The 13,007-nt window shown below is 48.5% G+C and carries 12 protein-coding genes; 6 read left to right on the top strand and 6 right to left on the bottom strand.

The annotated features are described in order from the left end of the window. Nucleotides 1-14 precede the first annotated feature (14 nt). Nucleotides 15-1,430, top strand: a complete 1,416-nt coding sequence (locus JSU04_13995) for a hypothetical protein (GenBank protein ID MBS1971416.1) — start codon at nt 15-17, stop codon at nt 1,428-1,430. 70 nt (nt 1,431-1,500) lie between these two features. On the opposite strand, the gene JSU04_13990 is transcribed toward JSU04_13995, so the two are convergent. The 3 genes from JSU04_13990 to JSU04_13980 form a co-directional block, all read right to left on the bottom strand. After that, nucleotides 1,501-2,490 (bottom strand): C40 family peptidase, encoded by a 990-nt coding sequence (locus JSU04_13990; GenBank protein MBS1971415.1) that lies wholly within the window; start codon nt 2,488-2,490, stop codon nt 1,501-1,503. Nucleotides 2,491-2,561: 71 nt separating this feature from the next. After that, a complete protein-coding gene (locus JSU04_13985) occupies nt 2,562-3,677 on the bottom strand; it encodes an RNA polymerase factor sigma-32 (GenBank protein ID MBS1971414.1) in 1,116 nt (371 codons plus the stop codon). A gap of 10 nt (nt 3,678-3,687) precedes the next feature. Continuing rightward, on the bottom strand, nt 3,688-3,990 hold the full coding sequence (locus JSU04_13980; protein ID MBS1971413.1) for a polyhydroxyalkanoic acid system family protein: 303 nt from the start codon (nt 3,988-3,990) through the stop codon (nt 3,688-3,690). A gap of 76 nt (nt 3,991-4,066) precedes the next feature. Here JSU04_13980 and aspS point away from each other — a divergent pair, with 76 nt between their 5' ends. From aspS to JSU04_13960, 4 genes are all read left to right on the top strand, one after another. Continuing rightward, nucleotides 4,067-5,908 (top strand): aspartate--tRNA ligase, encoded by a 1,842-nt coding sequence (aspS, locus tag JSU04_13975; protein MBS1971412.1) that lies wholly within the window; start codon nt 4,067-4,069, stop codon nt 5,906-5,908. A gap of 5 nt (nt 5,909-5,913) precedes the next feature. Next, nucleotides 5,914-6,303, top strand: a complete 390-nt coding sequence (locus tag JSU04_13970) for a cupin domain-containing protein (protein MBS1971411.1) — start codon at nt 5,914-5,916, stop codon at nt 6,301-6,303. A gap of 31 nt (nt 6,304-6,334) precedes the next feature. Next, nucleotides 6,335-7,435 (top strand): NADPH dehydrogenase NamA, encoded by a 1,101-nt coding sequence (gene namA, locus JSU04_13965; GenBank protein MBS1971410.1) that lies wholly within the window; start codon nt 6,335-6,337, stop codon nt 7,433-7,435. Between the two features lie 431 nt (nt 7,436-7,866). Beyond that, a complete protein-coding gene (locus JSU04_13960) occupies nt 7,867-8,226 on the top strand; it encodes a hypothetical protein (GenBank protein ID MBS1971409.1) in 360 nt (119 codons plus the stop codon). Nucleotides 8,227-8,229: 3 nt separating this feature from the next. On the opposite strand, the gene JSU04_13955 is transcribed toward JSU04_13960, so the two are convergent. Both JSU04_13955 and JSU04_13950 read right to left on the bottom strand, forming a co-directional pair. Further along, on the bottom strand, nt 8,230-9,333 hold the full coding sequence (locus JSU04_13955) for a CpaF family protein (protein ID MBS1971408.1): 1,104 nt from the start codon (nt 9,331-9,333) through the stop codon (nt 8,230-8,232). Continuing rightward, nucleotides 9,326-10,642 carry a pilus assembly protein gene (locus tag JSU04_13950; protein MBS1971407.1) on the bottom strand — a complete coding sequence of 439 codons (1,317 nt, stop codon included), beginning with the start codon at nt 10,640-10,642 and terminating at the stop codon, nt 9,326-9,328. Before JSU04_13950 ends, JSU04_13955 begins: the two co-directional genes overlap by 8 nt. 203 nt (nt 10,643-10,845) lie before the next feature. Between JSU04_13950 and JSU04_13945 the strand changes: the two genes are divergently transcribed. Then, nucleotides 10,846-11,730, top strand: a complete 885-nt coding sequence (locus tag JSU04_13945; protein MBS1971406.1) for a type 1 glutamine amidotransferase domain-containing protein — start codon at nt 10,846-10,848, stop codon at nt 11,728-11,730. Here JSU04_13945 and JSU04_13940 read toward each other — a convergent pair. After that, nucleotides 11,727-12,833, bottom strand: a complete 1,107-nt coding sequence (locus JSU04_13940) for a hybrid sensor histidine kinase/response regulator (protein ID MBS1971405.1) — start codon at nt 12,831-12,833, stop codon at nt 11,727-11,729. The genes JSU04_13945 and JSU04_13940 overlap by 4 nt on opposite strands. Between the last annotated feature and the right edge of the window lie 174 nt (nt 12,834-13,007).

The following is a 13,007-nucleotide window of genomic DNA, read 5'->3' as shown; positions in this document are numbered from 1 at the left end:
CTAAAGGTATACGTATGAAATTATCTGTAATGATATTGATTTTCGCAATACATAGCGCAAAGGCGTGGTCATGTACGCCAGAAGAAAATTCTAAATGCGAAGAACGTGGCAACGCTTTGGTCAACACCTCAATACCAGCAAATCCCATGACGACAAAGGAAGATATCAAGAAAGCAATTGCAGTTATAAAATACCAAAAGGAATGCGAATGCTATTTAAGCAAATCGGGCCTCGCATCTGCATATATCACAAGTGCCTTAAAAGGGAGAGACTTTCAGGCAGAGGGGTTGAAATTGAAGAAAGAGCTTGAGACGGTTAAGGTGCCGACTCAGAAAGCAGTAACGTCCGCGCCAGCCCAAGAGGCTCTAAAAGCTTCGCCGGAAGTTGCTCAAGTTTCCTCTCAGAAATGTACGGAGCCTTTCAATTGCGATCTGAAATGGACTAGCGTCGGACCAAAGCTTGAGACACTTGAAAGTGCTGGATCGGTCACAAATGAAGGTCAAGCACAAGATGTACGCGAATGGTTGGATTTCAAAAGAGTCTGCCCTTGTTACGCCAAGGATAAAGTATCACCACCAAAAGTGGATTGGTCTGCACAGCTTATTGCGTATGAAAAAAGCAAAGAAGTAAAGGGTCAAGCTCAAAGGATAGAGCTTGATGTCGCAAAGAAAAAGGCTGCCGATCGAGTTGCGGGCAAAGTTAAATATGAAATTTGTAATCAAGGTCAAGTTAATGCGAATAATCGCTTCACTAAGCCAGAGGCAGACCGTCTCGAAACACTTTGCCATCCTGGGACTGGCTTTAGAAGGACAAATGAAAATCGTGCAGATCCCTGTGAGACCTTCTACGGAGACAGTTTAACGTGTGTAGCGCCCGGCGAGGTAGCAGGTCGCATCGGCTTTGAGTCAATGAGCGTTAATGGAGAGATTAATTATTGGATCAAACCTCCGGAACAACCTGGTGAAGATGCGAAAATTAAAACTCTTGTTGAAAGCTTGGAGGCTGATAGAAAGAATAGGGTAGCCGAGTTGCGTAGTAAGGTTGCAAAAAAAGCGGCACTAGAGAACACCAAAGAGTGCAAGGCTGCAGAAGATGAATTGGAATATTGTTATCAAATGGGGCTAAAGGTATCTAAGCAGGCATCTCTAGATGCTGAATTGGCCCAAGGAAAGAAAGATGGGTACTACAACAATCTTTCTATTGTCCAAAAGAAAAAAGATCTTCAAGCGCTCGACCACCTAATTGCCCAAGCGGTAAAAAGACTAAATGCGAGTGGAAAGGTAGCGCCCTCTGACTGTCGACTTGTACCAAGTGAGATTTCTGCTTCTACTATGACAACTCATCGAGATTTGGCCAAACAACTTGTCGGTAACATGGTGAAGACTTGCGGTTCTTATACTTCGAAGTTTGAGTTTTTAAACAGTAAGTAGTTTTTATTCTATAACTTACAAAGGGCCTCGGCAATCGCCGGGGCCTTTTTCATTTTGTGGGTATTAAGATTTAAGGACCGACGTTTTTAAATTTCGCCGGATTTACTTCGCTCGCTTTCAAAATGCGGCCGAGAGTGAAAACGCTTTCGCCTTTTGCATTATCCCAGCTTTCCTGCAGAATATGAGTGCTTAGAATCGCCGCGGGTACAGAAGACAGATTCACAGACATGGCTTTTTGATTCTGATCTGAAACGAGTGACAATTGCTCTGTCAGAGTTGGCAAGAGATGCGAATTCTTACTCGGGCGATAGAAATGGAACTCCGCCTGCGCATCCACTTTTTTATACTTACCAACGATGTCAGCAAGATAGCTCATGCGATACACATATTCTTGACCTGGATTTGGTTTTTCAAACATGAGTCCGTGGCCTAGGTAAACCGCCGAGTGCAAAACTGAACCGTCTTGATTAAACCCACCGGTGCCGCTAATCACAAGGACATCACCGGGCTGAATATCTTTATAGTCTACTGAAGCATCCAAACTCATGCTCTCGCCATCAGCCAGAGTCAGCAGGGCCTCTTCAGTGCCACGGCCTTGGAGGTAGTTAACCCATTGCCAGCTCACAGAGTGGCAGTTGCCATCAACCATTGCAATGTTCGCGGCTTTCTTACCTTGCGCACGCAGGGCTTGGATAAGAGCGGCAGGCGCCGGCACAGAGTGAGGAATCAAAATCTTGCCATTGAGTTTTTGCGCAAAGGCCGGCAAGAACTCAGCAAGTTTATAAGCGTGGCGAGCATCAAAGGCCTTCGTAGGCTTTGTTGCATAACGTGTATAGAGGCTGTTGAATTGCGCCTCTGTCAGAGCTCCTACGGTGACATCCAGGGCATACTGGTCTTCGGTGTCCATGGGGCCTTTGACCGCGATCTTTTTAATCTGACAGCCAGCTGTGAACTCTTGGCAGAGGTCGCTCGGGGCGGCCTGCTGTGCAAGTGTTGGACAGCTAACAAAAAGTGTAAATGCTACGGAACTTAATGCGAAAATAAATTGATTTGGTTTCATAACCAAACCCATTATTCAAGAGGCGGGCCAAGACTTGCTGGTTATCTTGTCGGGCGACGGAACAGACCGCCCTACTTAAGCTCTTCCATTTTGGCTTTGATTTTTTTCATCACGCGGACTTCCATCTGACGGACGGCTTCGCGTGTGATGCCGTGCTTTTCGCCGATCTCTTGCAGAGTCAGCGGTTCGTCATTCAGAATGCGTTCGTCGAGAATAATTCTTTCGCGCTCAGAAAGTTCTGGGCGGATCTCTTTCAATTTCTCTTTCAGAAACTCGAGCTCTTCTTCGTGAGCAATGCGCTCATCGACACTCATGTCTGATGTCGATTTTTGGAAATCCATCAGCGTGCCACCCGAGTCGTCGTCCAAGGGACGATCGAGGCTAATATCACGGCCTGACATTCGCTGAGCCATTTGCTCCACTTCATCTTCAGGAATGCCGAGGCGAGAGCTCAGGAGGGCAATGTCCGGAGACTGTCCCATAGCATCGAGAGCGTCTTTCTCTTTTTGCAATTGATAGAAAAGTTTTCTTTGGTTCTGAGTCGTACCGATGCGGACCATAGAATACTGGCGCATCAAGTACTCTTGAATGTAACCGCGAATCCACCAAACAGCGTAGGTGATCAGGCGCGCTCCTTTGTACGGATTAAACTCGCGTACAGCGTGCATGAGTCCCACGTTGCCTTCTTGGATAAGGTCGATCATCTTCGCGCCGAACTTGGAATACTCAGCGGCAACCTTGACGACGAAACGAAGATTTGATTTCACCAGGATTTGTGCAGCTTCAGGATCTTTGGTTTCGAAATATTTCTTAGCGACTTCTTGCTCTTCTTCTTTGCTGAGCACGGGATACTTGCGGACATCAGCAAGATAAAGCGCTAGAGGATCCGAGGTCGAAGTAATAGCTTTAGAATCTGCGGTGGGAACCAAGCCTTTCGTCGGCTCGTCGTTGAGACCAAACTCTTCTTCTATTTCGCGTTCGTTTGGCATTGCATAGGCTTTGCCAATCTCGGGGGCGGCCTGTTCAGGCGCAAGTGTGCTGTCATCGTCTACGATTTCCGCGACGACGGCTTTGGCTTTGACCGGTTTCTTAGCTGAAGTTGCTTTTTTTGCAACGGGCTTCGTAACAGGCTTTTTCGCCGGGCTTGCTTTTTCCTTCGGCTTTTTTGCCGCCACTTTCTTTTTCATAGGTTCTTAATTATGCCAGATATTTAGACAATTTCTTCTGGAGAGTTTCCTGGACTTTACCCTTAAACGGGGCCAAAAGCATAGGGAGATCGACAATGATCTCAATTTTACTCCCTGTTCCTTGTGCCAACACATTCAGCTCCGCCTTAAACTGGCTGCCTTTAATGGAGCCATTCATCGCACCATCGTTAAATTGACACTGCATCTTAGGATCGAAGCGTCGTAGGTCTTCGTCACTTGTAAACGATTTGATTTTATCGAAGGTCTCTTTCGCACTGTGTGAGCTGTTATGCTCGATCGTAAATTTTGGCATTGTTGACTCCAGTCTAGATAATTTACCTGACTTGGTTTTTGACTGCAATAAGACAACGTGTCAGACTCATAACACTATGAAATTCGTCAAAGATCTCAAAAGAACAGAATATTGCGGCAACTTAAACTCTCAACACGTCGGCAAGAAGGTCGTCATCATGGGCTGGGTTGATACTCGCCGTGATCACGGGAGCCTCGTGTTCATCGATTTGCGCGACCGTGAAGGTATTGTGCAAGTGGTGCTGGATCCAAACAAAGCTGAAACTTCCGCATCAAAAAATCTGCGTGGCGAATTCGTACTGGCTGTTGAAGGAACCGTGCGCGCACGTCCTGACGGCATGAAGAATGCAAAAATCAAAACAGGTGAAATCGAAATCGAAGCCACTCGTTGTGAGATCTTGAATGACTCTGCGGTTCCGCCATTCCAAGTGGATGATGAGAACGTAAATGAAATGTTGCGCTTGAAATATCGTTACCTCGATTTGCGCTCTCCGCGTTTGACGAATCACCTCGTCACTCGTCACAAAGTCACTCAAGTCGTTCGTCGCTTTTTGTCTGACAACGGCTTCCTCGAAGTAGAGACGCCAATTTTATATAAATCCACTCCTGAGGGCGCGCGTGATTATCTCGTTCCTTCGCGTGTGAACCAAGGGACTTTCTATGCGCTTCCGCAGTCGCCACAGACTTTGAAGCAGCTCTTGATGATTTCGGGCTATGATCGTTACTTCCAAATCGCTCGTTGTTTCCGTGACGAAGATTTGCGTGCGGATCGTCAGCCAGAGTTCTCACAGATCGATATGGAAATGTCCTTCATTGATCAAGAAGACATCATGGCAATGAACGAGCGCTTGCTGCGCACGGTTTGGAAAGAGATCAAAGGCATCGACGTTGGCGAAATCCCACGCATGACTTATCAAGAGGCGATGGATCGTTACGGTATTGATAAGCCTGACACACGTTACGGCATGGAGATCAAAGATTTGAAATCCGTGGTCACTGGTTCTGGCTTCAAAGTGTTTGACGATGTTCTTGCTCGCGGCGGAATTGTTCGCGGTATCGCGGTTCCTAAAGGTGGCGCATACTCTCGCGGTCAATTCGATAAACTCACTGATATGGCAAAACGCGCGGGCGCTAAAGGCCTCGTGTGGATCAAGTCTGAGGCTGATGGCACTTATTCTTCTCCGGTTTCTAAATTCTTTAGCCCTGAAAAATTGGGTGAGATGTTTAAAGCTGTTGGCGCTGGAAACGGCGACTGCGCTTTGATCGTTGCTGATGATTTCGATACGGCGTGTGCGGCGTTGTCGACTCTTCGTATTCACTTCGGTAAAGAGTTGAAACTCGTGAGCCCTGGCACTTACAAATTCTTGTGGGTTGTGGACTTCCCGGCGTTTGAATACTCTCCGGAAGATAAGCGTTGGGTTGCTCGTCACCATCCGTTCACTTCGCCAAAAGACGAATACGCTCAGGATTTGATTGATGGCAATGAAGCTTCTTACGGTAAAATGCTGGCGAAAGCATATGACCTTGTTTGTAACGGTTACGAGATGGGTGGCGGAAGTATCCGTATCTATCGCAGTGAATTGCAACAGGCGATGTTCCGTCTCTTGGGTTTGAGCAAAGAAGAGCAAGAACACAAGTTCGGTTTCTTCCTCGAAGCTTTGAAATACGGAACTCCTCCACATGGTGGTATCGCCTGGGGCTTAGATCGTTTGGTGATGCTCCTCTGTGAAACAGATGCTATTCGTGAAGTGATCGCATTCCCTAAGACCGCAAAAGCAACCGACCTCATGGCCGATTGCCCAAGCGAAGTAAATCGCGATCAGCTGACAGAAGTCGGCGTGAAGCTCACACCACTTGCTGAAAAAGCAGTGGACGAAGCTCGCAAAGCACGTTCGCACGGTTCTGACAAAGAAATGTAAGAGCGATGAAGCTCTTTCGTCGGTCTGAACATCAGCACAGGGAATTGACCTCACAGAAAACAGGTGAGGCCTTTTCCCACTCGCAGGTTCTGAGCGAGGGACTTCAGTCTAAAGACTTCTTTATTACTCACGAAATTATTCCAGCAGGGCGCCGGGCTTCCGGAGCCCACTCTCACACAGAGACCGATGAGGTTGTTTTTGTTTTGAGCGGTTATCCCACCGCAGTTGAAGGCGGGGAGAAAATCGCTTTGTCTCCCGGAGACTCAGTTTGTTTTCAAGCAGGAGCTGCTGAATACCACTTCGTTCTGAATGAAACAAATGTGGAAGCTCATATTCTTGTCATCAAAAAGTCCGTGTCCAACGACATAGTGATGGCCCCTTCTTTACTCTCGTAGGTGAGAGTGATATTTTGCTTTCATGACTCACATGGATGTTCAAACCCACACGCCGCTGACAGCTCATACAACGAAACTCTTTACGCCGATTCGTTTGCGTGAGTTGAATTTTAAAAATCGTATCTTCATGTCGCCGATGTGCCAGTACTCGGCGATGGATGGCGTGCCGAACAATTGGCACTTGGTTCATCTTGGCAGCCGCGCTGTCGGTGGGGCAGGCCTAGTGATGGTCGAAGCCACCGCTGTTCATCCTGTGGGCCGCATTTCACCGGCGGATTTAGGAATTTGGAATAACACTCAACGAGACGCCTTCAAACCGATCGTGGCATTTTTAAAAGAACATGGCGCTGTTGCAGGCATTCAGCTCGCGCACGCAGGGAGAAAAGCTTCCATTGCGTCTCCCTGGCATGGAGGCGGGGCTATCGACGGCAAGCAAGGCGGTTGGATGCCGGAAGCGCCAAGTGCTATTGCTTTCAGTGATAAGCATGTGGTGCCGAAAGAAATGACGAAAGAAGATATCGAGTCCGTGGCTCAGGATTTTGAGGCGGCCGCAAAACGCAGTCTTGAAGCGGGCTTTGAAGTTGTCGAGATTCACGCAGCTCACGGCTATTTGCTGCACGAATTTTTGTCGCCGTTGTCGAATCATCGCACGGATGAGTATGGTGGCTCGATTGAAAACCGCATGCGTTTCCCTCTAGAAGTCGCTGAGCGTGTCCGTAAGGTGTGGCCCGCAAAGTGGCCGGTGTTCGTGCGCATTTCTGCAACTGATTGGGTTGATAATGGCTGGGATCTTCCGCAAAGTATCGTCTTTGCAAAGCAGCTCAAAGAAGTCGGCATCGATTTGATTGACTGTTCTTCGGGCGGGTCAACGTCTCAGGCAAAAATTCCTGCGGGCCCTGGTTATCAAGTTTCATTTGCGGCGGCCATTCGTGATCAAGCGCAGATCTTCACTGGCGCGGTGGGGATTATCACCTCGGGCACTCAAGCGGAAAAAATCCTCAAAGAGGGCGAAGCGGATGTTCTCTTTATTGGCCGAGAGCTGCTCCGTGATCCTTACTTCCCACTGCACGCGGCAAAAGAGCTCGGCGTGGATCTAAAGTGGCCTGTGCAATACGACCGCGCGAAGCGGTGATAGGCACTTCTTCTGGCTGAGCATTTTGGTCACTCTTGAGTTGCGTCTTCGCTCGCCCAGTGAGGGACACAGCGACGGCCATCCGTCCATGAGAACGGGGCCAGACGACCATCGTGGTCGTCTGGGAAAGAAGACTTAATACAAGTACTGAAAAACTTAGAATGTCTTCGTTACAAGAACCTGACGGCCCGGACGGCCGTCAGGAAGCGGGGTTCGGGGCAGACGCCCCGATTATCAGGATGTAGGAAGAAGTGCGGAGCCAGCAAAGACCCCGCACCCACACATCCACATTTAAACCAGCCCGTGTAAACCGATCGCCCCAGAACAAGGTCTAGTTTTCTGAAATATGTCTCAAGTTTAAACGTCTCAAGCCGATACGGAGGTATGAGCTAGGATGGCTCATAGAAACAGTCTCCACACGGAGGTGAGAGATGGATAAGATCAGCCGCATTCTTCCGCCCAGCAGACGGGTTACGACTGTCGACGTAGAGAGCAATCAACCGGTGCGTCCGGGAGCGCCAGAGTTTGGTCGCCCAATCAAGAACAGCTCTTTAGATGTTCAGGACCGCGTGAGCCTCAGTTCGCTTGCGAACAATCGCTCTCCGGAACCGACAGCGACCTACAAGAATACCAGCAAAGAAAGCGCTCGCGCGAAAGCTGTTGAGGACATCGCTGAGAAGTTCTTCAATCCTCGTAGTGTTGCTCAAGAGGATGAAGGACCATTCTCTGAAGAGACTCTCAAAAACATCGAGCAAAACTCGAACTACAAAAATGTCGCTATCGAAAGATAGAGTCTAAATCTTCTCGACTAAAAAGCCATTTTCTTCCAGGGAACATATTTTGTATGTTCCCTGGAATTTCCTTTTTCCTTCCGACGTTTTCTCGACGACTAAGATACAATCTAAGCTCAGGTGAATGAGTCTTCGCACGGCTTGCAGGTTCCATTGCGGAGCGCCCATCTGAATCAGCATCTCAAGACGAATCAGCGCCTGACGAGGATCGCTCGCGTGCAAGGTCCCGAAGCTCCCGCCGTGACCGGTTGCCAAAGCCATCAGCAAATCTTTTGCTTCGGTGCCACGGATTTCACCCATCACAATGCGATCAGGCCGAAGCCGCAGCGAGTGCCGGAGAAGATCGCTTTGAGTGACACTCTTCAACACACCTTGAGGATCTTCGCGCGTGACCATCTTCATGCACGAAGGATTTGGCAACTCAATTTCCGGAGTGTCCTCAATGACAATCGCCCGTTCATTCGCGGATAAGGTCTGCAGAAGGGCATTGATGAGTGACGTCTTTCCGCTGCCGGTACTTCCGACGATCAGAAAGTTTTGCTGGCGTTTCATCAAATCGCGAAGCACTTGAATCTCAGACTCGGAGGCCCAGCCACAATCAAGCAACCGTTCGAGTGTCCAAGGGTTTTTCGGGTGTCGTCGAAGGGACAAATGATGATGATTGCGGGTGAGCTCTTGCCGAACCAGGGTGAGCCGAAACTCTTCAAAGAATCCTGTTGCCGCCGGATGCTCGACAGTGCTTTGGCATTGAGATTTTTCACAGAGCCGGTGAAGGGTGTTATTGTAACTAGCGTCTGAAAGAAATAGGTCCTCGTGCTTCTGCAGACGGCCTTCTTTTTCAAACCAAATCGACTGTGGGCCGTTCACGAGGATTTCTGTGATATTTTCATCAGCCAGCAAGTGATCCAGTGGACCATAGGTAAAATACTCGGCCAGCAGCCGTTTTTGAGTTTCGGGTGCTTCAGTGCGCAGACTGAATTCGAGTGCTTCCCGGAACTTCTCTGAGTTCTGTGTGCGCCAAAACTCTTCATGACCGTAGCCACGGTCGGCGGCCTCACGAAGATGCTGCTGAGTTTTAGCAAAGGCCTCTTGGAATTGCTCAATCATGTTTGATATCTCCGAGATGCTGAGATGAGTCCGCGCTTTCAGCCGTTGTATTTTCGCGCACGATCGAAGGGCGAACCAGAATCACTAATTCAGTGCGATTTTCTTTAAAGTCACGACTGCCAAAGAGCGCGCCCAAAACGGGAATGCGGCTCAGACCTGGAAGGCCCTCTGTGGATTTGCCTTCTTCATTTTTAATCAGTCCCGAAAGAACGATCGTCTGCGAACGACTCAGATCAAAGTGCGAAGAGATTCGATTCGTCAGCAGACCCGGAATGCCTTCCACCGTCCGGCTATTGTCGATGGTGGACACTTCGGTTTCAATTCCGATACTCATGCGCCCGGAAGAGTCTGCCTTGGGGCGCACCCGTAAGAGGATTCCGTATTTTTTCCAAACCACATCCTGCATTTTGTAGTTGGCAATTTTGATTGGAAATTCTCCGCCGGCAAGAAATTCTGCTTCTTTGCCACTTCGACAGATCAGATTCGGGCTGGCGAGGATTTTGCCGCGGCCTTGTTGTTCAAATGCTTGAGCGGTGAAGATCGCATCTTCAAACTCAGTCTGACCGTTCGATAAGACTCTGGCTGAGTAGCTGGCCGGCCATTGAAGCCCGTACTTCTGAGCAAAATCTCTGCGAACTTCCGCCACTGTGATTTGCACTTTGATGACAGGGGCTATGTCCAAAGCTTGCACATCTTTTTCAAGCACAACTCCGTAAGGCCCCAGGATGTCCGAATACTTTGCAAAGAGCTGCGGATCCACTGCGCTCCGGGCTTGCAAAGGATGAGCAAAATGCACGGGCAGTGCTGCAAGACCCGCACGATCAAACGCTTGCTGCCAAGAGGCCAGCGCCTTTGCCTGGAGGTTTGGCGGAATCTCTGCGCTCATGCCATAGCTGACGCCGGTGTCTTCGCTGACTTTCGCGAGGAGCTGCCAGTCTTCCCAGCGATAGAGCTTGCCGGTCACCATGACTTGGTATTTTTTGATTTGAATTTTAAGCCCGAGAACGTTGCGCAGTTCTTTCTCGAAGTTTTGTAGCAGGTTCTTTTTCAGCGGTTGAATCACTTGAACCTGATAGCCTTTGTTTCCTACTTGCAGAGTGGTTTGCCCCTCGTTGAGGCCATTCAAAATAACGAAACCGCCACGAGTAGAAATACTCAGAAGCTTGCGGTTCTGAACCCAAACCCGGTGATTCGATGGAATAGGTAAGCGATAGTCTTCACCGATTTTTAAAACCAAAGATTCCGCAAAGACTGTGGAAGCCTGCAAGCAAATCCACAATAACAATAAGACGAAGATCCCACTCCTCATAACCACCTCACTCGACATATAGAATGCTCTCAGCAAAATCGGGGCTGGACTCAAACGTCTTTCAATTGGCAACGGCATCCCGATTTCGGATTTTCGATCCGGCGGTCCGTGCTTGGAAGGTAATTTCACAAATTCGGAAGACTGTTGGGTCGCAGGCAAACAGAATTTTGGCGATCCTAGAGACTCATTTAAAGGAGCCTCCGATGAAAATCCTGATTCTTAAATCGATTCTTGCAGTGCTTGGTATTTCCGTGATGGTCGTCACCGCTTATGCGGAGATTCGTAATACGCTTCTCACGTCGAAAGGGAAAGTCTTGATCGTGCTGTCGAGTCAGGCGCAGCTGGGGAGCAGTCAGATTAAGACCGGAGTATGGCTGCCGGATGCGGTTCATCCTTACTTCGCTTTGTTGAATGCAGGCTATGAAGTGGATTTCGCGAGCCCACAAGGCGGCGCCGTGCCGATTGAGCAAAAAAGCGATCCGCGCAATCTCAATGCAATGAATGCCGATGATGCCCTTACGCGAGGTTTTCTGAGCGATGATATTGCAGCGGCAAAGCTAACGAACACGAAAAAGCTTTCAGAGGTTCAAGCCAAAGATTATTCTTCAATAGTAATCGCAGGGGGAATGGCTGCGATGTATGATTTGCCGGGAAATGCGGATCTCAAGCGCCTCCTCAAAGATTTCTGGGAACAAAATAAAATGCTCTCGGCAATTCACTATGGAGTTTACGGCCTGCTTAAAATGACGACGCCAAGTGGTAAGCAGGTCCTCCGCGGAGTAGAGCTCACGGCCGTTTCCCGCGATGAAGAAAAACGTTGGGCCCAAGCGCTTGGGTGGGACGTTGCTTTGCTGACACCAAATGGATTCTTGCAGGATCAGATTAAAAAAGAAGGGGCCGGTTATAAATCAGGTCCGTCGTTCTCGTCCTTTACGTTTTATGGAGCGGAAAAACATTTTTTAACGGCACAACAGTCTTTCTCGGGCATGGAGCTCGGAATTAATTTGGCAAAATCCATGGCAAAACCATTAAAGCCTTATGTGCCAAAGTCTGAACGATATTTAAAAATGAAAGCCGTCAGCCGTTAGGCAGAGGGTAAGTTGAAAGAAACACGGACGCCTTCGTCCGTGTTTTCGATGCGGAGCTTCGATTGGTGCAGTCCTAAGATCGATTGGCAAATGCTAAGACCTAACCCCATACCCGTCGAGTGATTCATCACATCTTCATCAATAAAGAATGGGCGCAGAATTTTCTCGATCATCGGGGCTTCGATTTGCGGCCCCTTATTTGTGACTGAGAAGACAACTTGTTGATTTTCAGCGGCGGCAGCCTCGATAAAAATTTCGCTATTGTCAGAGCCAAACTTCGCGGCATTGTGGACAAGTCTGTTGAGAACTTGGCGGATCAAATCCTTATCTGCTGCGGCTGTCACGGCAAGATTCTTTTCCGTCAGAGTTTGATGCTTGTACTGAAGGACGTTACTGACCTCTGGATTTAGCAAGGTTTGGATGCCCGCAAAAGAAACCGGTGAGGTATTTACTTTTAATTGGTGGGTCTCCGCACGTACGATCAGGAGCACGTCATCAATGATGGATTTCAATTTATCAGCACCGCGCGAGATGCGGTTGACGAAAAGCTTCTGCTCGTCATCCATCTGTGTTTCGTTCAGAAGGCCGATAAAGCTGATGATCGAAGTCAGTGGAGTTTTCAATTCATGATTAATTAAGATCATGAAATTACTTTTTGCTTTATCAAGGCTTTTGAGTTCATTCAAAGCTTTAGCGAGCTCGAAGTTTTTCTTTTTGAGCTCTTTCGTCATCTCGTATTTCTGAATCGCGGTCGCCACGGTATTCAGAAGGTCATTCGAGTCCCAAGGTTTTGTGAGGTAACGATAGATCTGCCCTTGATTCACCGCTTGAATCACAGATTCGATGTCCGTGTACCCGGTGAGCAGAATGCGAAGCGCTTCAGGATGAGTGCGCTGAGCTTTTTCGAGAAACTCAACGCCGGTCATGCTCGGCATTCTTTGATCCGAGATAATCAGAGCAACGCCTGGATTTTCGGCCAGGACCTCTAATCCCTGCGCACCAGACGTAGCCTTTAGTACTGTATAATTCTTGCGGAAGAGCCTCTCCAACGCATCTACATTGTCCAGTTCATCGTCCACGCAAAGAATTGTATGCTTCGCCATAAAACTTAGTGTAGGATTGGAAAGTAAGCTTGTCACGGATGACGACTTCACAAGGATGTAGGTCCAGTTTACACAATCCTTCCTCGGATTTGACTAAAAGATAGTCAAGTCTCGGTCTTCTCCTGACGATACGTTGAATGAAGTAGTGTATATTTTTGTTTCAGGAGAGCGAAT

The sequence above is a fragment of the Bdellovibrionales bacterium genome, assembly GCA_018266295.1.
Lineage (GTDB): Bacteria > Bdellovibrionota > Bdellovibrionia > Bdellovibrionales > Bdellovibrionaceae > JACMRP01.
This window is presented reverse-complemented; position numbering and strand designations above follow the sequence as displayed.

Coding starts and splice junctions, on each gene's coding strand:
- JSU04_13995 (MBS1971416.1), top strand. CDS start 15: ATGAAATTATCTGTAATGATATTGATTTTCGCAATACATAGCGCAAAG.
- JSU04_13990 (MBS1971415.1), bottom strand. CDS start 2,490: ATGAAACCAAATCAATTTATTTTCGCATTAAGTTCCGTAGCATTTACA.
- JSU04_13985 (MBS1971414.1), bottom strand. CDS start 3,677: ATGAAAAAGAAAGTGGCGGCAAAAAAGCCGAAGGAAAAAGCAAGCCCG.
- JSU04_13980 (MBS1971413.1), bottom strand. CDS start 3,990: ATGCCAAAATTTACGATCGAGCATAACAGCTCACACAGTGCGAAAGAG.
- aspS (MBS1971412.1), top strand. CDS start 4,067: ATGAAATTCGTCAAAGATCTCAAAAGAACAGAATATTGCGGCAACTTA.
- JSU04_13970 (MBS1971411.1), top strand. CDS start 5,914: ATGAAGCTCTTTCGTCGGTCTGAACATCAGCACAGGGAATTGACCTCA.
- namA (MBS1971410.1), top strand. CDS start 6,335: ATGGATGTTCAAACCCACACGCCGCTGACAGCTCATACAACGAAACTC.
- JSU04_13960 (MBS1971409.1), top strand. CDS start 7,867: ATGGATAAGATCAGCCGCATTCTTCCGCCCAGCAGACGGGTTACGACT.
- JSU04_13955 (MBS1971408.1), bottom strand. CDS start 9,333: ATGATTGAGCAATTCCAAGAGGCCTTTGCTAAAACTCAGCAGCATCTT.
- JSU04_13950 (MBS1971407.1), bottom strand. CDS start 10,642: ATGAGGAGTGGGATCTTCGTCTTATTGTTATTGTGGATTTGCTTGCAG.
- JSU04_13945 (MBS1971406.1), top strand. CDS start 10,846: ATGAAAATCCTGATTCTTAAATCGATTCTTGCAGTGCTTGGTATTTCC.
- JSU04_13940 (MBS1971405.1), bottom strand. CDS start 12,833: ATGGCGAAGCATACAATTCTTTGCGTGGACGATGAACTGGACAATGTA.